The sequence below is a fragment of the Actinoplanes sp. NPDC051851 genome (assembly GCF_040681165.1).
GTDB lineage: Bacteria > Actinomycetota > Actinomycetes > Mycobacteriales > Micromonosporaceae > Actinoplanes.
Genome location: NZ_JBFAYF010000002.1, coordinates 1 through 16,967 on the forward strand (window position 1 = coordinate 1; position 16,967 = coordinate 16,967).

The 16,967-nt window shown below is 71.6% G+C and carries 20 protein-coding genes and 1 pseudogene; 16 read left to right on the forward strand and 5 right to left on the reverse strand.

Annotated elements, in window-relative coordinates:
- Positions 1–368: 368 nt before the first annotated feature.
- Together hemG and hemQ are read left to right on the forward strand one after the other, a co-directional pair.
- Positions 369–1,766, forward strand: a complete 1,398-nt coding sequence (gene hemG, locus AB0M08_RS02510) for a protoporphyrinogen oxidase (RefSeq protein WP_364487180.1) — start codon at positions 369–371, stop codon at positions 1,764–1,766.
- Positions 1,763–2,464, forward strand: coding sequence for a hydrogen peroxide-dependent heme synthase (hemQ, locus tag AB0M08_RS02515; protein ID WP_364487183.1), 702 nt, complete (start codon positions 1,763–1,765; stop codon positions 2,462–2,464). Before hemG ends, hemQ begins: the two co-directional genes overlap by 4 nt.
- Here hemQ and AB0M08_RS02520 read toward each other — a convergent pair.
- On the reverse strand, positions 2,436–2,897 hold the full coding sequence (locus AB0M08_RS02520; protein ID WP_364487186.1) for a GNAT family N-acetyltransferase: 462 nt from the start codon (positions 2,895–2,897) through the stop codon (positions 2,436–2,438). The genes hemQ and AB0M08_RS02520 overlap by 29 nt on opposite strands.
- Positions 2,898–2,955: 58 nt before the next feature.
- On the opposite strand from AB0M08_RS02520, the gene AB0M08_RS02525 reads away from it, so the two are divergent.
- The 5 genes from AB0M08_RS02525 (at position 2,956) to AB0M08_RS02545 (ending at position 6,228) form a co-directional block, all read left to right on the forward strand.
- The gene (locus AB0M08_RS02525) at positions 2,956–3,210 is read left to right on the forward strand and encodes an isoamylase early set domain-containing protein (protein WP_364487189.1); all 255 of its coding nucleotides are present in this window, start codon (positions 2,956–2,958) and stop codon (positions 3,208–3,210) included.
- 70 nt (positions 3,211–3,280) lie between these two features.
- Positions 3,281–3,886, forward strand: coding sequence for an NAD(P)H:quinone oxidoreductase type IV (gene wrbA / locus AB0M08_RS02530; protein ID WP_364487192.1), 606 nt, complete (start codon positions 3,281–3,283; stop codon positions 3,884–3,886).
- 15 nt (positions 3,887–3,901) lie between these two features.
- Positions 3,902–4,699: a thymidylate synthase gene (locus AB0M08_RS02535; protein ID WP_364487194.1), complete on the forward strand. Its 798-nt coding sequence runs from the start codon at positions 3,902–3,904 to the stop codon at positions 4,697–4,699.
- Complete coding sequence (locus AB0M08_RS02540) at positions 4,696–5,175, forward strand: dihydrofolate reductase (RefSeq protein WP_364487197.1); 480 nt, start codon at positions 4,696–4,698, stop codon at positions 5,173–5,175. Before AB0M08_RS02535 ends, AB0M08_RS02540 begins: the two co-directional genes overlap by 4 nt.
- An 84-nt stretch (positions 5,176–5,259) precedes the next feature.
- Complete coding sequence (locus AB0M08_RS02545; protein ID WP_364487997.1) at positions 5,260–6,228, forward strand: glycosyltransferase family 2 protein; 969 nt, start codon at positions 5,260–5,262, stop codon at positions 6,226–6,228.
- On the opposite strand, the gene msrB is transcribed toward AB0M08_RS02545, so the two are convergent.
- Positions 6,209–6,613 (reverse strand): peptide-methionine (R)-S-oxide reductase MsrB, encoded by a 405-nt coding sequence (gene msrB / locus AB0M08_RS02550; RefSeq protein ID WP_364487200.1) that lies wholly within the window; start codon positions 6,611–6,613, stop codon positions 6,209–6,211. The two genes, AB0M08_RS02545 and msrB, sit on opposite strands and share 20 nt — an antisense overlap.
- A 73-nt stretch (positions 6,614–6,686) precedes the next feature.
- Between msrB and AB0M08_RS02555 the strand changes: the two genes are divergently transcribed.
- From AB0M08_RS02555 to AB0M08_RS02580, 6 genes are all read left to right on the forward strand, one after another.
- The gene (locus AB0M08_RS02555) at positions 6,687–7,172 is read left to right on the forward strand and encodes a hypothetical protein (protein WP_364487203.1); all 486 of its coding nucleotides are present in this window, start codon (positions 6,687–6,689) and stop codon (positions 7,170–7,172) included.
- A gap of 100 nt (positions 7,173–7,272) precedes the next feature.
- Complete coding sequence (locus AB0M08_RS02560; protein ID WP_364487206.1) at positions 7,273–7,809, forward strand: hypothetical protein; 537 nt, start codon at positions 7,273–7,275, stop codon at positions 7,807–7,809.
- An 85-nt stretch (positions 7,810–7,894) separates the two neighbouring features.
- Entirely contained in the window at positions 7,895–8,914 is a 1,020-nt protein-coding gene (ligD, locus tag AB0M08_RS02565) for a non-homologous end-joining DNA ligase (protein WP_364487209.1), read from the forward strand.
- 75 nt (positions 8,915–8,989) lie between these two features.
- Positions 8,990–10,057, forward strand: coding sequence for an ATP-dependent DNA ligase (locus AB0M08_RS02570; RefSeq protein ID WP_364487212.1), 1,068 nt, complete (start codon positions 8,990–8,992; stop codon positions 10,055–10,057).
- Between the two features lie 24 nt (positions 10,058–10,081).
- Positions 10,082–11,653: an alpha/beta hydrolase gene (locus AB0M08_RS02575; RefSeq protein ID WP_364487215.1), complete on the forward strand. Its 1,572-nt coding sequence runs from the start codon at positions 10,082–10,084 to the stop codon at positions 11,651–11,653.
- Positions 11,653–12,108 carry a GNAT family N-acetyltransferase gene (locus AB0M08_RS02580; protein ID WP_364488000.1) on the forward strand — a complete coding sequence of 152 codons (456 nt, stop codon included), beginning with the start codon at positions 11,653–11,655 and terminating at the stop codon, positions 12,106–12,108. The genes AB0M08_RS02575 and AB0M08_RS02580 overlap by 1 nt, the downstream gene beginning before the upstream one ends.
- On the opposite strand, the gene AB0M08_RS02585 is transcribed toward AB0M08_RS02580, so the two are convergent.
- The 3 genes from AB0M08_RS02585 to AB0M08_RS02595 all read right to left on the reverse strand — a co-directional run bounded on the left by AB0M08_RS02585 (position 12,103) and on the right by AB0M08_RS02595 (position 13,831).
- On the reverse strand, positions 12,103–12,483 hold the full coding sequence (locus AB0M08_RS02585) for a DUF3037 domain-containing protein (RefSeq protein WP_364487218.1): 381 nt from the start codon (positions 12,481–12,483) through the stop codon (positions 12,103–12,105). The two genes, AB0M08_RS02580 and AB0M08_RS02585, sit on opposite strands and share 6 nt — an antisense overlap.
- Entirely contained in the window at positions 12,471–13,193 is a 723-nt protein-coding gene (locus tag AB0M08_RS02590; protein WP_364487220.1) for a HipA family kinase, read from the reverse strand. The genes AB0M08_RS02585 and AB0M08_RS02590 overlap by 13 nt, the downstream gene beginning before the upstream one ends.
- A gap of 89 nt (positions 13,194–13,282) precedes the next feature.
- The gene (locus tag AB0M08_RS02595; RefSeq protein ID WP_364487223.1) at positions 13,283–13,831 is read right to left on the reverse strand and encodes a hypothetical protein; all 549 of its coding nucleotides are present in this window, start codon (positions 13,829–13,831) and stop codon (positions 13,283–13,285) included.
- Between the two features lie 208 nt (positions 13,832–14,039).
- Between AB0M08_RS02595 and AB0M08_RS02600 the strand changes: the two genes are divergently transcribed.
- From AB0M08_RS02600 to AB0M08_RS02610, 3 genes and pseudogenes are all read left to right on the forward strand, one after another.
- The gene (locus AB0M08_RS02600; protein WP_364487226.1) at positions 14,040–14,921 is read left to right on the forward strand and encodes a hypothetical protein; all 882 of its coding nucleotides are present in this window, start codon (positions 14,040–14,042) and stop codon (positions 14,919–14,921) included.
- Positions 14,918–16,348: pseudogene (locus tag AB0M08_RS02605) on the forward strand (isoprenylcysteine carboxylmethyltransferase family protein). Before AB0M08_RS02600 ends, AB0M08_RS02605 begins: the two are co-directional and overlap by 4 nt.
- Positions 16,345–16,917 (forward strand): TetR/AcrR family transcriptional regulator, encoded by a 573-nt coding sequence (locus AB0M08_RS02610; protein WP_364487229.1) that lies wholly within the window; start codon positions 16,345–16,347, stop codon positions 16,915–16,917. Before AB0M08_RS02605 ends, AB0M08_RS02610 begins: the two are co-directional and overlap by 4 nt.
- The last annotated feature ends 50 nt before the right edge of the window (positions 16,918–16,967 follow it).

Sequence of the window (16,967 nt, forward strand, 5' to 3'; positions counted from 1 at the left end):
CCCGCGGCGCCCCCCGCCCGGGGGGGCCTCCCCCCCCCGGGGTGGTGGGGGCCCGGGCCCCCAAACCCGGCCCCGCTTCGCTTGCCGTTTTCGGAGCCCTCGACAACGACGGGCGAAATGCGACTTTCGTTGCGCTGCAACCATGCTGGAGAGGACTTTCGGCCCTGATCGGGCCGGGAGGGGTGGGGCAGGATTCGTTTCGGTCCGGTCGGGAGCCGCACCGGCCGGGCTGCGAAACGGTGTGCGGGGCCGGGCGGTGTTCCGGGGTGCCGCACCGGGAGTGAGGCGCCCCCCGGACGGTGGGCGGCAAGCTCACAGTGGCCAACCCCGGGACCAGCGGGCGTGGACGGGCCTGGGAGGGTGGAGGCGTGGGTAAGCGGATCGCGGTCATCGGTGGAGGCATCGCCGGGCTCGCCGCCGCCGTGCGGTTGCGGGAGCTGACGCCCGAGGACACCGAGATCCTCGTGTACGAGCAGTCCGGCGCCCTCGGCGGCAAGCTGCGGACCGGCGAGCTGGCCGGCCTGCGGGTCGAGCGCGGCGCCGAGTCCTTTCTGAACGGCGCTCCCGACGGGGGCGAGTCCGCGGCCGTGGCCCTGGCCCGGCGCCTCGGCCTCGACGGCGTGCTGGTGCACCCGGCGCCGGAGCCGGCCGCCCTCTCGATCGGCGGGCACCTCACCCGGATCCCGGCCGGCACCCTGGTCGGCGTCCCCGGTGACCTGTCCACGCTCGACGGTGTGGCGCTGCCCGAGGAGGACGCCGACCGGGACACCGGGCGGCCCCTGCTGGCGCCCGGCGAGGATGTCGCGGTCGGCGAGCTGGTCCGCTCCCGGTACGGCGCCGAGGTGGTGGACCGCCTGGTCGACCCGATGCTCGGCGGGGTGTACGCGGGCCGGGCCGACCGTCTCTCGCTGCGGGTCACCATGCCCCAGCTGGCCCGCGCCGCCGAGACCGAGCACACCCTGCGCGACGCCGTGCGGGCCGCCCAGGCGCAGAGCAAGCGGGTGCCGGGACGACCGGTCTTCGCGGCCGTGGACGGCGGGATGACCCGGCTGGTGGGCGCCGCCGCCGCGGCGAGCGGCGCGGTGATCAGCCTCGGACTTGCGGTACGGGAGCTCACGCGTACCCGAAACGGTTGGAAATTGATCCTCGGCCCGGCCCCGGAGCCGCGGGAGACCGAGGTCGACGCGGTGATCCTCGCGGTGCCGGCCAGACCCGCCGCGCGACTGCTGAGCGAGGTGTCCCCGGAGGCCTCGGCCGCGGTCGGCGAGCTGGACTACGCGAGTGTGGCGCTGGCCGGCATGGCGCTGCCCGCCGGGACCCGGCTGCCCGAACTCTCCGGATTCCTGGTGCCGCCCGGTGAGGGGACGCTGGTCAAGGCCGCGACCTTCGTCACCCGCAAGTGGCCGCACCTGAGCCGCGAGGACGGCCCGGTGATCGTGCGGGCCTCGCTGGGGCGGGCCGGCGAGGAGGAACGACTCCAGCGGGACGACGCGGCGCTGCTGGTCCGGGCACACCGGGAGCTGAGCGCGCTGGCCGGTGTGGACCTGCCGTCCCCGGACGCGTCCTGGATCCAGCGCTGGGGAGGCGGCCTGCCGCAGTACGCGCCGGGTCACTCCGATCGGATCGTGGCGGCCCGGGCCGCGCTGCCGCCGGGCCTCGCGCTCGCCGGCGCGGCCTTCGACGGGGTCGGCATCCCCGTCTGTGTGGCCAGCGGAGAGCGGGCGGCGGACGATGTGAGCAGTCATTTGGAGGCAGGACAAGCATGAGCGAGCAGACGAACGCGGCTCGGATCAACGAGCTGAACGCCACGATCCGGTACACCATGTGGTCGGTCTTCCGGGCGTCCACCCCGCTGCCGGCCCTCCGCGACGAGCTGGCCGGCGAGGTCGACACGCTCTTCGGTCAGCTGGAGTCGAAGGACGTGACGATCCGCGGCACGTACGACGTCTCCGGCCTGCGCGCCGACGCGGACGTGATGGTCTGGTGGCACTCGAGCGACCCGGACAACCTGCAGGAGGCGTACTCGCTGTTCCGGCGTACCGCGCTGGGCCGGCACCTGACCCCGGTCTGGTCGCAGATGGCGCTGCACCGGCCGGCCGAGTTCAACAAGAGTCACCTCCCGGCGTTCCTGGCGGGCGAGGAGGCGCGGCCCTACATCTGCGTCTACCCGTTCGTCCGGTCGTACGAGTGGTACCTGCTCCCCGACGAGGAGCGCCGCGACATGCTCGCCGAGCACGGCCGGCAGGCCCGCGGATACCCGGACGTCCGGGCCAACACGGTCGCCTCGTTCGCGCTCGGCGACTACGAGTGGATGCTGGCGTTCGAGGCCGACGAGCTGCACCGGATCGTCGACCTGATGCGGGACCTGCGGGCCTCGCGGGCGCGGCGGCACGTGCGGGAAGAGGTGCCGTTCTACACCGGTCGCCGCCGGTCGGTCACCGAGCTGGTCGCGGCTCTGCCCTGATCATCGGGATGTGGGGGATGCCGTCCTCGAGGTATGCGGGGCCGGCTTCCTCAAATCCGAATTTTCCGTAGAACCCGGTCAGGTGCGCCTGGGCGTCCAGGACGCTCGGCCGGTTGCCGATCACGTCCAGCGCCTGGGCCATCAGGCGCCCGGCCAGTCCCTCTCCCCGGGCCTGCTTGACGGTGATGACGCGGCCGATCCGCTCCGCGTGCTCGTCGCGGAGGATTCTCAGGTACGCCCGGATATCTCCGTCTTTTTCCACCCAGAGGTGCCGGGTGCCGGGCTCGATGTCCCGTCCGTCCAGCTCCGGATAGGGGCACTCCTGCTCCACGACGAACACGTCGACCCGGAGCTTGAGGATGGCGTACAACGTGGTGGTGTCCAGGTCGCGGAAGGACGCGACCCGGAACTCGTCGTGCGGAACCGGATGCATCGGCACAGCTTATTGCTCTTCACGCTAACCGGTCGCGGTCTTGTGCTGTTGTAGGAATGTGATCAAAAAGAGCAGGCTGTTCGGCAACAAGACACGGGTGACCTTCAGCGTCCCGGCGGACGCGGCGGACGGGACGGTCAGCGTGGTCGGCACGTTCAACGACTGGGAACCGGGCCGGCACGAGCTCCAGCCACGCCGCAACGGCACCCGCTCGGTCAGCGTCCCACTCGACCCCGGCCGGTACGAGTTCCGCTACCTGGCCACCGGCGGCGTCTGGTTCGACGACCCGGAGGGCAGCGAACTCCACCTATAAACGTTTCACGCGGCCCGTCCAGGGGATGAGCTTGACCCGTCAAGTCAGCAGCCGTCCCTGAGGGGGAAACGTGGCAGACGTCAAACTGGCGATCGTCTACTACTCGTCGACCGGCACCATCCACGCCATGGCACGCAGGCTGGAGGAGGCGGGGCAGAAGGCCGGTGCCGAGGTGCGCCTGCGCCAGGTCGCCGAGCTCGCTCCCGCCGAGGCGATCGCCTCCAACGCGGCGTGGAGCCAGCACTTCGACCGGACCAAGAACGAGCCGAGGGCGACCGCCGACGACGTGGTCTGGGCGGACGCGGTGCTCTTCGGTACGCCGACCCGGTACGGCAACGTCTCCAGCCAGCTCAAGCAGTTCATCGACACGCTCGGGCCGCAGTGGGGCCAGGGCCTGCTGGCGAACAAGGCGTACGCGGGGTTCACCGCCTCGATGACCGAGCACGGCGGCCAGGAGTCGACCCTGCTCGCGCTCTACAACACGATCTACCACTTCGGCGGGATCGTGGTGGCGCCCGGGTACACCGACCCGCTCAAGTTCTCCGACGGGAACCCGTACGGCGTCTCGCACGTGACCGGTGGGACCAACGACACCCCACTCGGCGACGCCCAGTACGCCGCGCTGGATCATCTTGCTGGGCGAATTGTCGGAATTGCGGGGAAGCTCAGCAGGTAGAGTACGGTGGCGGCCATGCCCGTCGACACCCAGTACGAAGATCTCTTACGAAGAGTCCTGCGGGACGGTACGCCGAAGAGCGACCGTACCGGCACCGGTACCCGCAGCCTCTTCGGGGAGCGCCTGCGGTACGACCTGTCGCAGGGCTTCCCGCTGATCACTACCAAGCGGGTGCACTTCAAGTCGATCGCCGTCGAGCTGCTCTGGTTCCTCCGCGGAGAGACCAACGTCCAGTGGATGCGCGACCAGGGCGTGACGATCTGGGACGAATGGGCGTCCGATGCCGGGGAGCTGGGCCCTGTTTACGGCTATCAGTGGCGTTCCTGGCCGGATAAAGACCGAAATATCGATCAGATTTCGGAAATCATGGACACGCTCCGGACGAACCCCGACTCGCGTCGCATGATCGTCTCGGCCTGGAACGTGGGCCAGCTCGACGAGATGGCGCTGGCGCCCTGCCACGCGATGTTCCAGTTCTACGTGGCCGGCGGCAAGCTCTCCTGCCAGCTCTACCAGCGCAGCGCCGACCTCTTCCTCGGCGTGCCGTTCAACATCGCCAGCTACGCCCTGCTGACCCGGATGATCGCGGCCCAGGCCGGTCTCGTCCCCGGCGACTTCATCTGGGTGGGCGGCGACTGCCACATCTACGACAACCACGTGGAGCAGGTCACCGAGCAGCTGAGCCGGGAGCCGTACGCGTTCCCCGAGGTGGAGATCGCCGAGCGTCCGGGCCTCTTCGACTACCGGTACGAGGACTTCACCGTGGCCGGGTACCGGCACCACCCGTTGATCAAGGCCCCGGTGGCGGTGTGACGGTCCACCTGATCTGGGCCGAGGCGCGGGGGCGTGTCATCGGCCACCGGGGGGAGATCCCCTGGCGGATCCCGGGGGAGCAGCGGCTCTTCAAGGAGCGCACGCTCGGCGGCACCGTGGTGATGGGCCGGGTCACCTGGGACTCGCTGCCCGCCCGGGTCCGGCCGCTTCCGGGGCGCCGCAACGTCGTGCTCACCCGCGATCCCGGCTGGTCCGCCGAGGGCGCCGACGTGGTCGCCGGGCCGGACGGGATCGCCGGCGAGGAGTACTGGGTGATGGGCGGGGCGGAGATCTACGCGCTCTTCCTCCCGCGGGCCGGGCACGTGGTGCGTACGCTGATCGATCTCGATGTCGAGGGCGACACCCACGCGCCGGAGCTCGGGCCCGAATGGGTGGTCTCCGCGGAGACGCCCTGGCAGGAGGCGCCGGGCGGGGTCCGCTACCGGGTTCAGGATCTCACTCGTTCCGCCGCGTGACGCAGTACGGACGTCTTGCTTTAACCCGGCCTGGCTAGTCTCGCCGCATCGGGGGGCCCGCCGAGTGCCGGGGAGTGGATGACGATGCCGGTGACGCTGTCCGTGGTTTCTCCCATGTACGACGAGCGGGAGGCGCTGGACCACTTCGCCGCCCGCCTCCGCCCGGTGCTCGACGGGCTCGGGGTCGGCTACGAGGTGGTCGCGGTCGACGACGGCAGCACCGACGGCACCGTCTCGCGCCTGCTGGAGCTGCGTGCGGACTGGGCCCAGCTGCGCGTGGTGAAGCTCCGGCGCAACGTCGGTCACCAGGCCGCGCTCGCCGCCGGGCTGCGCGCGGCCTCCGGTGCGTACGTGGTGAGCATCGACGCCGATCTGCAGGATCCGCCCGAGGTGATCGGCGAGATGCTGGCCAAGGCCCGCGCCGAGCACCTCGACGTGGTCTACGGCGTGCGCGGCGACCGCAGTGCCGACACGGTCTTCAAACGGCGGACCGCCGGGCTGTTCTACTGGCTGATGCGCCGGATGGCCGGCCCCTGGGTGTCCAGCCAGGCCGGCGACTTCCGGCTGATGAGCCGCCCGGTGGTGGACACCCTGAACGACCTGCCGGAGCAGCGCCCGGTCTACCGCCTGGTGGTGCCCTCGCTCGGCTTCGCGAGCGGCGAGGTGACGTACGTTCGCGGCGAGCGGGTCGCCGGCGCGACGAAGTACCCGCTCGGCAAGATGGTCGGGCTGAGCCTGGACGGCCTGACCGGCTTCTCGGCGGCACCGCTGCGGGTGGCCACCTGGCTCGGCATGGTCACCTTCGTGGTCTGCCTGAGCCTGATCGTCAGCGGCCTGGCCGCCTGGGGCTTCGGCTTCACCGTCCCGGGCTGGACCTCGCTCTACGTGGCGATACTGCTGCTCGGCGCGGTCCAGTTGGTCTGCCTCGGCATGCTCGGTGAGTACGTCGGCCGGATCTACGCCGCCACGCAGAACCGGCCGCGGTTCCTGGTCGCCTTCGACACCGGCGACGAGGCGCCGGCCTCGCGGCCGGTTACCTCGGGTCGAGCCTGATCGACAGGCTGTTCACGCAGTGCCGGGTGTTCTTCGGGGTGAAGCCCTCACCGCGGAACACGTGGCCCAGGTGGGAGTCGCAGCGCGCGCACCGGATCTCGGTACGCACCATCCCGAGGCTGGCGTCCTCGATCTCCTTGATCGCGCCCGGGATCGCGTCGTCGAACGACGGCCATCCGCAGTGGCTGTCGAACTTGGTGTCGCTCGGGTAGAGCGGGGCGCCACACGCCCGGCAGTCGTACATCCCCTCGGTCTTCGTGTCCACGTACTCGCCGCTGAACGGCGCCTCCGTGCCCGCCTCCCGGAGAACCCGGAACTCGTCCGGGCTGAGCCGGATGCGCCACTCGTCCTCGGTCGTGGGCAGGGTGGTCTCGTCGGTTGCCATGCCGTCAACCGTACGTCGTACTCCGTCGCACCGGCGGTCCGGCGACCGGCGGGTCCGCGCCGTTGAGCCGTCTATGGAAGCCTCCTCCCCGACGTTCCGGCCCACCCGGCGCCAGGCCCTCGGCCACGGCCTCTACCTCGGGGCCCTGAGCTCCCTGGCGAGTCTCGCGACGGGGGTGATCGCCGCGCTCGCCTGGCCGGGACCGTCCGCCCCGCCGGCGTGGGCCTGGCTGACGCTGGCCCTGGCGCCGCTCCTGCTGGGCGTGGCCCTCGGGCTCGTCTCCGGCCGGCGTACGGGTGTGGAGGTGGGTTCCCGGGGCATCCGCACGTCCTCGCTACTCGAGGAGGGCGAGGCGCCGTGGAGCCGGGTCGTCGATCTGCGCGCCGAGCGCCGGGGGCGCCGCAACGTGGTCTCCGTCTACCTGGACTCCGGAGCCAGCGTGCAGTTGCACGCGCCGTACAGCGGCGGACTTTTTGCCGCAGATCCCCAGTTCGAGCTGAAGGTGTTTGCTTTGTCGCATTTGTGGCGAAGTCACCGATTCGGTGGTCTTCCGAGTTGATGACCCGCCGGGGGTGTTTTGCGGGTAAAACGGGCAATCCCCGCTAAGCTCCCGTGCGACCATGCAATAGACCATTAAGCAACAGAACGGATACTCCCTCATGAGCAATGTGCGCCGGCTGGCCGCCGGATTGCCCGCGGCCGGTATCACCGTCTTCGCCACCCTCGCCCTCGCGTCGCCGGCCACCGCGTCGCCCGACGTCTCCGACCAGGGTGGCAAGCCCGCCGTCGTGGCCAGCCCGGGCGACCGGGGCGGCGACGGCGGCTACCCGACGGTCGACGACACCACGGCCCCGCCGCCCGCCTCGACGCCCGTGACGACGCCGCCGACCACGCCGCCGGCGACCGTGCCGTCGGAGTCGCCCGTCGCGGTCCTGCCGACCGGCGGCACCCGTGGGCACAGCGGTTACGAGCTGAACGAGACGGTCAGCCCGACGCCCACCGGGACCGGGGGCACCAAGGCGGTGCCGCCGGCCGGTGTCCAGGACGAGCGCGTCCCGCCGGTCAAGACCACGACCAAGGGCGGCACGCTGGCCGTGACCGGTGCTCCGCTGGCCGGCACCCTCGCGCTCGGTGGCCTGCTGGTCGGTGGTGGGGCCGCGGCTCTCTGGTACACCCGCCGCCGCAAGACCGCCTGATCGACGCCGTGTCCGATTTGTGAGGGTCACCCGGTAATGTCGGGTGGCCCTCACGCGTACCGGCCGTACGGCATATCGTCGTGACATGCCGAAAGCCGCCGCGCAGGAGATCGAGGTCGCCGGGCGTACCGTGCGGCTGTCCAGCCCCGACAAGATCGTGTTCCCGGCCCGGGGATACACCAAGCGGGACGTCTTCGAGTACTACCTCGCCGCCGGCGACGGCATCCTGCGCGCCCTGCGGGACCGTCCCACCACATTGCAGCGTTTCCCGGACGGCATCGAGGGCGAGATGTTCTTCCAGAAGCGCATACCCACCCGCGGTGTCCCCGATTGGATCAACACCGCCGAGATCACCTTCCCCAGTTCCCGTACGGCCGACGAGCTCTGCCCGGCCGACCTGGCCCACGTCGCGTGGGCCGCCCAGATGGGCACCGTGGTCTTCCACCCGTGGCCGGTCCGCGGTTCCGCACCGGACCACCCCGACGAGCTCCGCATCGACCTGGATCCCCAGCCCGGCCGCACCTTCGCCGACGTCACCGCGGCCGCCGCCGTGGTCCACGAGATCCTCGGCGAACTGGGCTGGACCGGTTACCCCAAGACCTCCGGCGGCCGCGGCGTCCACGTCTACGTCCGGATCGCCCCGCGCTGGGACTTCATCCAGGTCCGCCGGGCCGCCATCGCCCTGGCCCGCGAGGTGGAACGCCGCGACCCGGCCGCCATCACCACGGCGTGGTGGAAGGAGGAGCGCGGCGACCGCGTCTTCCTCGACTTCAACCAGACCGCTCGCGACCGCACCATCGCCTGCGCGTACTCGCTGCGCGCCAACCCGCGCGCCACCGTCTCCACACCGGTGACCTGGTCCGAGCTCCCCGACGTCGAGCCCGACGACTTCGACCTGCGGACCGTCCCGCAGCGCCTGTCCACCGTCGGCGACCCGCACGCCGGCATCGACGACACCCCGCACGACATCACCCCGCTGCTGGAGTGGTCCGCCCGCGACGAGAGGTCCGGCCTCGGCGACCTGCCCTACCCGCCCGACCACCCGAAGATGCCCGGCGAACCCAAACGCGTCCAGCCGTCGAAGAACCGCGACCTCAAGCTCTGAAGGAAAGACAAGCTCTGAAGGAACGACAAGCACGGAAAGAACGACAAGCACGGAAAGAGGGGGAGATCGAGAGCCATGCAGCTACCGCTCATGCCGCCGGTCAAGCCGATGCTCGCCAAGCCGGTCGCGGACATCCCGCCCGGGCAGGTCTACGAGCCCAAATGGGACGGATTCCGGTCGATCGTCTTCCGGGACGGGGACGAGGTGGAGATCGGCAGCCGCAACGAGAAGCCGATGACCCGCTACTTCCCCGAGGTGGTCGCGGCGGTGCTGGCGAACTTCCCGGACCGGGCGGTGATCGACGGCGAGGTGATCGTCGCCGACATCGAGCGGAACACCCTCGACTTCGAGGCGCTCCAGCAGCGGATCCACCCCGCCGCCAGCCGGGTGCGGCTGCTCTCCGAGCAGACGCCGGCCAGCTTCGTCGCCTTCGACCTGCTGGCCGTCGGCGACGAGGACCTGACCGGCCTGCCGTTCGCGCAGCGGCGCGCGCGTCTCGAGCAGGCGCTCGCGGCGGCCGGGCCACCCGTGCACATCACCCCGGCCACCAGCGATCCGGCGACGGCCCGGCGGTGGTTCGAGGAGTTCGAGGGCGCCGGTCTGGACGGGCTCATCGCGAAGGACCCGGGCCTGCTCTACCAGCCCGACAAGCGCGTCATGTCGAAGATCAAGCACAAGCGCACCGCGGACTGCGTCGTCGCCGGCTACCGCGTACACAAATCGGCGGAGAACCGCATCGGCTCGCTGCTGCTCGGTCTCCACGACGAGCGCGGCGTGCTGGTGAGCGTCGGCGTCATCGGCTCGTTCCCGATGAAGGTGCGCGAGGAGCTCTTCGCCGAGTTGCAGCCGCTGGTCACCGGCTTCGACGGCCACCCCTGGAACTGGGCCGCCCACGAGCAGGGCGAACGCACCCCGCGCAGGAACGAGGTCAGCCGCTGGAACAACGGTAAGGACCTCTCCTTCACCCCGCTGCGGCCGGAGCGCGTGGTCGAGGTCCGGTACGACTACATGGAGGGCATCCGCTTCCGGCACACCGCCCAGTTCGAACGTTGGCGTCCCGATCGCACCCCGGCGACCTGCACCTACGAGCAACTGGAGCACCCGGTGCGATTCGATCTCAGTGAGGTGCTGGCCGGGCGCTGAGCGCGGACCGGCTAGGCTCGCGTGGTGCCTCGTCGTTCACGTCCGGTCGCCGGATTCCTCACCGCCGTGGTCGTGGCCGTCGCCGGGTGCACATTGCCCGCCTTCGCGCCGGACGGGGCCGACGAACCGGCCACCTCCAGCGGCAGCGGTACGGCCAGCGCATCCGTCCCCGGCACGCTGGCACAGTGGAGCTCCTGCCCGGAGATCCCGCAGGAACTGGTCGGCCGCGGCGCCACCGGGATGACCTACGACTGCGCGACGGTCGCCGTGCCGCGCGACTGGTCCAGCCCGAAGGCCGGCGAGACGTACGACGTCGCGATGATCCGGATCCGCTCGGCCACCCAGAAGAACCGGATCGGCTCGCTGCTGCTGAACCCCGGCGGCCCCGGCGGCTCCGGCATCGACCTCGCGGTCTACCTCTCGTTCGGCGAGGCGCTCGGCGGCCTGCCCACCGAGATCACCGACCGGTTCGACATCATCGGCTTCGACCCGCGCGGCGTCGGCCGGTCCAGCCCGGTGAAGTGCATCAGCACCGCCGACCAGGACGCCAGCTTCGGCGCCGACCCGGACCCGGTCAGTACCACCGAGTTCAACCAGGTCGCCGCGCTGAACAAGCGGATCGCCGAGACGTGCGGCGCGAAGTACGGCGATCAGTTGAAGTACTTCTCCACCGAGCAGACCGCCCGGGACATGGACGCGCTGCGCACCGCGGTCGGTGACACCAAACTCAGCTACCTCGGTTTCTCGTACGGGACACTGCTCGGCGCCACCTACGCCCAGCTCTACCCGCAGAACGTCCGGGCCATGGTGCTGGACGGCGCGGTCGACCCGACCGAGTCGTACATCGCCGGCTCCGAGGAGCAGGCCAAGGGCTTCGAACGGGCCTTCTCCAACTTCTCCGCCTGGTGCACCAAGACGCCGGGGAGTTGCCCGATCTCGGCCGATCCACGCGGCGCGATCACCGACGCGATGGCGAAGGCGGAGTCCTCCCCGGTCACGAACTCGGACGGCCGTACGGCGACCTCGGGTTGGATCTTCATCGGTCTGATCTCGTCGCTCTACACCGAGTCCGGCTGGACCACGCTGGCCCAGGCGATCGACGGCCTGCAGTCCGGCGACGCCAAGGGCATCTTCGAGCTGGCCGACCAGTACACCGAGCGCAAGGCGGACGGCAGCTACACCAACCTGTTCGACGCCAACCTCGCGGTCAACTGCGCGGACGCCGACGACGCGCCCACCGCCGAGCAGGTGCGCACGCTGCAGACCGAGTGGCGCAAGAAGTACCCGCTCTTCGGCGCCGCGATCGCGGTGGGGATGCTGCCCTGCACCTACTGGCCGGGTGAGCGGGATCCGTACCCGGCGGGCAAGGCCGAGGGCGCGCCGCCGATCGTGGTGGTGGGCACCACCGGCGACCCGGCCACGCCGTACGAGAACACCGCCGACCTGGCCACCATGCTCGGCGTCGGGCACGTGCTGACCTGGGAGGGCGAGGGCCACACGGCGTACCCGTCCACCACCTGCATCACCCAGGCCGTGGACGGCTACCTGATCGATCTGACCGTCCCGGCGGAGGGCAAGCGTTGCCCGGCGAAGTGATCACCTTCCGGGTCGCGGCGAGGGCGGACGTCCCGGCGATCCTCGGCCTGCTCGCCGACGACGACATCACCCGCGAGCGCGGTTTCGGCATCGTCCCCGAGGAGGTCGACGCCGGGGTCTGGGCCGCCTTCGAGGCGATCGACGAGGACCCGCGCAACGAGCTGATCGTCGCGGAGCTCGCCGGCGAGGTGGTCGGCACCTGCCAGCTCACGTACCTTCCCGGTCTCAGCCGCGGCGGCGCCGAGCGCATGCAGATCGAGGCCGTCCGGATCCGTGCCGACCTGCGCGGCCGGGGCCTCGGCGAGCGGCTGGTCCGCTGGTCCCTCGACCAGGCCCGGGCACGCGGCTGCCGGATGGTCCAGCTGACCTCGGACCACCGCCGCGAGGCCGCCCACCGCTTCTACCTGCGCCTCGGCTTCACCGCCTCACACACGGGCTTCAAGCTCTCGTTATAGGACCAGCAGGGTGAGCAGGCGGTCGAGTTCGGCGGCGGGGTCGGCCGCCAGTCCCATGTGGACCGGGCCGGCGCGCAGGATCGTGCTGCGCGGCGCGACCAGCCAGCGGAACCGCTCGCCCAGCCGCATCCCGGACGGCGCCCCGCCGCCCTGGCAGGTGGTGTCCCAGGAGTCCAGCGCCCGCCGTACCGCGTCCACGTCCGCGCCCGGGTCCAGCGCCAGCAGCCGCGCCTCGTCCAGGTGGGTCCGCGCGGCGAGGTAGTCGTGCCGCTGGCTGTAGAGCAGCACCCCGACGTTGATCAGTTCGCCGCGCTCGATCCGCGGGACGGCCTGGATGATCGCGTACTCGTACGGGACCGGCTTCACGGCAGCCACGCCTCCGGACGCGCCGCGCGGCGCACGAGATGGTCCAGGTAGGCGTCCCGGTCGCCGTCGTCGAGCCACTCCGGGGGTACCAGCCCGAGCACCTCGTCGATCAGGCCGGCGGTGAGGAGCGCGGCCAGCGCCGGGCCCTCGGTCGCCAGCTCGGTCGCGTACGGCTTCAGCACGTGGTCGTCCCATGGGTACGCCCGGTGCACGACCTTCTCCGCGCGTGCCCAGTCGTGGTGGAAGTAGAGCGTGGCGCCGTGGTCGATCAGCCGGAGCCCGCCGTGCCAGATCAGCAGGTTCGGGTTCCGCCACGACCGGTCCACGTTCTCCACGTACGCGTCGAACGCGAGCACCCGGCTGGCCAGGCGTGCCTCCACCGGGTGCGCGTTGGGGTCGTACCCGAGCGCTCCGGGAAGGAAGTCCATGCCGAGGTTGAGGCCCGCGCTCGCCTTGATCAGCTCTTGGACCTCCTCGTCCGGCTCGGCCCGGGCCACCACCGGATCCAGCTCGACCCGGGCCAGGTCCGGCATCGGGAGGTCCAGCCGCCGCGCCAGTTCACCCGCGATCACCTCGGCCACCAGCGCCTTCGGGCCCTGGCCGGCACCGCGGAACTTCACCACGTACGTACCGAAGTCGTCGGCCTCGACCACGCCCGGCAGTGAGCCGCCCTCACGGAGCGGGGTGACGTATCTGATCGCGGTGACCTGGCGCAGCACGCCGCTCACCATAGCGTCCTGACCGGAACCAGTAGCGCCCTGACCGGAACCGATCGCACCTCGGGCGCGGTCGTGCCCCGGCCCGGGCGTTAGGCGGGTCCCTGGCGGCGCAGTTCGTCGACCTTGGTCAGGGCCTCCCGGAGGTCGCCGAGCCACTCCGAGCTGTGCTGGCCGACCAGCTTGACGCACCAGGCGAGCGCGTCCGACCGGGAGCGGGCCACCCCCGCCTCGACCAGGGTGTCCAGCACCCGGCGCTCGGGCTGGCGCAGCCGGGTCATCACCGGGGCGGACAGGTGGGTCCAGAGCTCGGAGCCGTCCCCGCAGCGCGCGCCCCACGCGACCTTGCGCTGGTAGCGGTGCTCGACCTGGCGGGCGACCCGGATCCGGTCGTCGCGGGTGTCCTCCCGGAACTGGGCGATCCGCCCGGCCTGGGCCGCGGCCCGGTCGGCGTCGGTGGCGTCGGCGGCCAGGTCCGGCTCGGGCAGGCGGCCCCAGACGATGATCTCGTCGCGGTCGGTGATCACCTCGGGTGGCTCGATGAACCAGCCGTCCGGCACGGCTCCGGTGATCCAGGCGGCGGCGTCCTCGGCGGGCGGTGGCTCGGTGCGGGCCCCGGGCGGGGCGGGACGGAAGCGCATGACGACCTCCTTGGTTCTTGCAGTGATTACATGCTTACACCGATTTCAGGTAAGCGGCCACGTTACTCCTCTGGCTGGTGCTCAGGGGTGCCCGGCGCGGAGCGACGGACCCCTGGGCACCAGCCGAAACCCGGACTTGAGCAGTCGCTCAAGTCGGTCTAGGCTGCGGATTTGAGCGACTGCTCAAGGAGTGGCAACGGGGGGACCGATGGTGGCGATACGGCGGGCGAACGTGGTGCTGTTCGGCCTGATAACCCTCTTCGGGGCGGTGTTCTTCCTGCTCACGGTGCGATCCGGCCGGGGCGACAGCGCACTGCTCTTCGTGGTGTTGCCGACCGTGCTCGCGGCCGCGCTCTCCCTCGAACCGGGGAAGACCACGCACGGCAGCGTCTTCCGGCTCACCACCATCGGTCTGTTGCTCGCGGCGGTGGCGCTGCACGAGGGCGCGATCTGTGTCGTGCTCGCCGCCCCGCTGGTCTACGCGGTCGCTCACGGCGTCACCCTGATGGTCCAGGCGGTGAAGGAGGCTCCCCGCCGTCCGCTCCCGGTGCTGATCCCGCTTCCGCTGCTGCTGGTCGGCGGCGTGGAGGGGGTGAACCCGCAGTGGCGCGTCCACCCGGAGCAGTCCGTCGAGGTCAGCCGGGTGGTGGCGCTGGCGCCGGAGCAGGTCGCCGCGATGCTGGAGGCCGGTCCGCAGCCGGTCGGCACCCGGCAGTGGTCGCTGCGGATGCTCGGGGTGCCCGTCCCGGACCACGTGCACGGCGACGGGCTGGAGCCGGGCGACCGCTGGACGTTCGCGTACCACGGCAGCGCGCACGGCCCGGGCGGCGACATCGTCACCGAGGTGCGCGACGCCGGTGCCGGGCGGGTCACCTTCGCGGTGCTGGAGGACACCGCGATCACCGGGCGCTGGGTGGGGCTGCGCGACGCCACGCTCGGCTGGCACGCGGCGGGTGCCGGGCGGACCGAGGTGACGTTGCGGATCGACTACCGGCGGGGGCTCGACCCGTCCTGGTACTTCGGACCGCTCCAGGACCGGCTGATGCACGCCGGCGCCGAGCACCTGCTCGACATGCTCACCCCGCGATGATCCTGCCCCGGTATCTCGCCCTGGCTCTTCCGTCGATGGTGGTGCTCGTCTGCGCGTACGGGAAGAACCGGAAGGAACGGGCGGGTGCCCTCCTCGCCTTCCTGGCCGCGGTTCTGGGCCTCGCGATCACCCACGAGCTCGTCGGCTGGTACGCGTTCGCGCGGGTCGACGGCGCCTATCGCGGGATGCCGGTGGATCTCTGGCTGGGCTGGGCCGCGCTCTGGGGCCCGATCCCGGTGCTGCTGCGCCGTCACCTTCCGCTGCCGATCGCGCTCGGCCTGCTCTTCTGGGTCGACCTGCTGGCGATGCCCGCTCTCGATCCGTTGCTCCGCCTCGGGCCGGGCTGGCCGACCGGTGACGCGATCGGCCTGCTCACGGTTGCTCTGCCGGCACAGCTGCTCGGCCGCTGGACCGCCGCGGGCCGCCACTTGATCCCCCGGCTTCTGCTCCAGATGGCCGTTTTCGCCGGTCTCACCCTGTGGCTCGTGCCGACCGCGGCCTTCACCCTCGGTGACGGTTCCTGGAGCCACCTGCTCCGGCTGCCGCCTCCCGCGCTCCTCGCGGTGGTCCAGCTGGGCGGTGCGCTCGCGCTCGTTCCGCTTGCGGGGGTACGCGAGTTCGCGCTGCGCGGCGACGGCACCCCGTTCCCCTGGGATCCACCCCGTCGCCTGGTCACCACCGGGGTCTACGCCTACGTCGCGAACCCGATGCAGCTCGGCATGGTCCTGCTGCTCGCGCTCCTGGCCGTGGTCACCCGCAGCGTCACGCTGGCCGGGGTGGTCCTCGCCACCGTGGCGTTCTCGATCGGGGTGGCCGCACCGCACGAACGCGACGACCTGGAGCACCGCCACGGGCCGGCGTGGCGCGCGTACCGCGGCTCGGTCCGCGACTGGATTCCCCGCTTCCGTCCCCACCCCCAACCCGGTTCCCCCGCCCGGGTCGACCCGGCCCGGCTCTGGCTCGACGGCGACTGCGGTCCCTGCGCCGCCACCCGGGACGCCCTGGCCCGGCGGGCACCCCTAGGCTTGAGCATCATGCCCGCGGCCGCCCATCCCACCGTCCTGTGGCGTGCCCGTTACACGGCCCCCGACGGGTTCACCGCCTCGGGCGTCGCCGCGGTGGCCCGGGGGATGGAACACGTCTCACTGCCCTGGGCGTACGCGGCGTGGTTCCTCGCCCTGCCGGTGATCGCCCCGCTGGCCCAGCTGCTCTCCGACGCGCTGATCGCCCCACCCCACCCCGCCGGCGTATCCCCGGCCGCCCCACCCCACCCCGCCGGCGTATCCCCGGCCGCGGCACCACACGCCGCCGGGGCTTCCCCGGTCGTCCCGCCGGATCCCGCCGTCGCACTCTCGGAGGAGCGATGACCGATACCAAGCAGAAGCTGCTCGACGGCGCCCTCACCGCCCTCCGCGAACACGGCGTGACCGGTGCCTCGGCCCGCACCATCGCCACCGCCGCCGGGGTGAACCAGGCGCTCATCTTCTACCACTACGGCACGGTCGACGACCTGCTCGCCGCCGCCTGCGTGACCACCACCCGCAGCCGCGTCGCCCGGTACGCCGACCGCTTCGCCGCCGTCACCACCCTCCGCGAGCTGCTCGACGTCGGCCGCGCGCTGCACGCCGAGGAGCTGGCCGAGGGCAACGTCTCGATGCTGGCCCAGCTGCTCGCCGCCGCACAGACCGGCCACAAGCTGGCCGGCCCCACCGGCGAGGCCCTCCAGCTCTGGACCGCCGAGATCGAGGCGGTCCTGCACCGTCTCCTCGCCGACTCCCCGTTCTCCGAGTTCGCCGACATCCCCGGCCTGGCCCGCGCGATCGCGGCCGCCTTCGTGGGGCTCGAACTCTACGAGGGCGTCGACCCGGCCGGCGCCGACCAGGCCCTCAGCGCCCTTTCCCAGCTGGCCGTCCTGGTCGAACTGGTCGACGAGCTCGGCCCGCTGGCCACCCGCGTCCTGCGCTCCCGCCTCAAGCGCGCGACCCGCCCCACCTGACGCGACGCCGTGGCCGGCCCGCCCATCGCGCGGCGCCCGCTCTTCTGGCT

Bases quoted from the DNA above. Each gene is read 5' to 3' on its own strand.
- AB0M08_RS02600 (WP_364487226.1), top strand. From the start codon at position 14,040: ATGGTGGCGATACGGCGGGCGAACGTGGTGCTGTTCGGCCTGATAACC.
- AB0M08_RS02560 (WP_364487206.1), top strand. From the start codon at position 7,273: ATGAGCAATGTGCGCCGGCTGGCCGCCGGATTGCCCGCGGCCGGTATC.
- AB0M08_RS02535 (WP_364487194.1), top strand. From the start codon at position 3,902: ATGCCCGTCGACACCCAGTACGAAGATCTCTTACGAAGAGTCCTGCGG.
- AB0M08_RS02595 (WP_364487223.1), bottom strand. From the start codon at position 13,831: ATGCGCTTCCGTCCCGCCCCGCCCGGGGCCCGCACCGAGCCACCGCCC.
- AB0M08_RS02555 (WP_364487203.1), top strand. From the start codon at position 6,687: ATGGAAGCCTCCTCCCCGACGTTCCGGCCCACCCGGCGCCAGGCCCTC.
- AB0M08_RS02545 (WP_364487997.1), top strand. From the start codon at position 5,260: ATGCCGGTGACGCTGTCCGTGGTTTCTCCCATGTACGACGAGCGGGAG.
- AB0M08_RS02520 (WP_364487186.1), bottom strand. From the start codon at position 2,897: ATGCATCCGGTTCCGCACGACGAGTTCCGGGTCGCGTCCTTCCGCGAC.
- ligD (WP_364487209.1), top strand. From the start codon at position 7,895: ATGCCGAAAGCCGCCGCGCAGGAGATCGAGGTCGCCGGGCGTACCGTG.
- msrB (WP_364487200.1), bottom strand. From the start codon at position 6,613: ATGGCAACCGACGAGACCACCCTGCCCACGACCGAGGACGAGTGGCGC.
- AB0M08_RS02570 (WP_364487212.1), top strand. From the start codon at position 8,990: ATGCAGCTACCGCTCATGCCGCCGGTCAAGCCGATGCTCGCCAAGCCG.
- hemQ (WP_364487183.1), top strand. From the start codon at position 1,763: ATGAGCGAGCAGACGAACGCGGCTCGGATCAACGAGCTGAACGCCACG.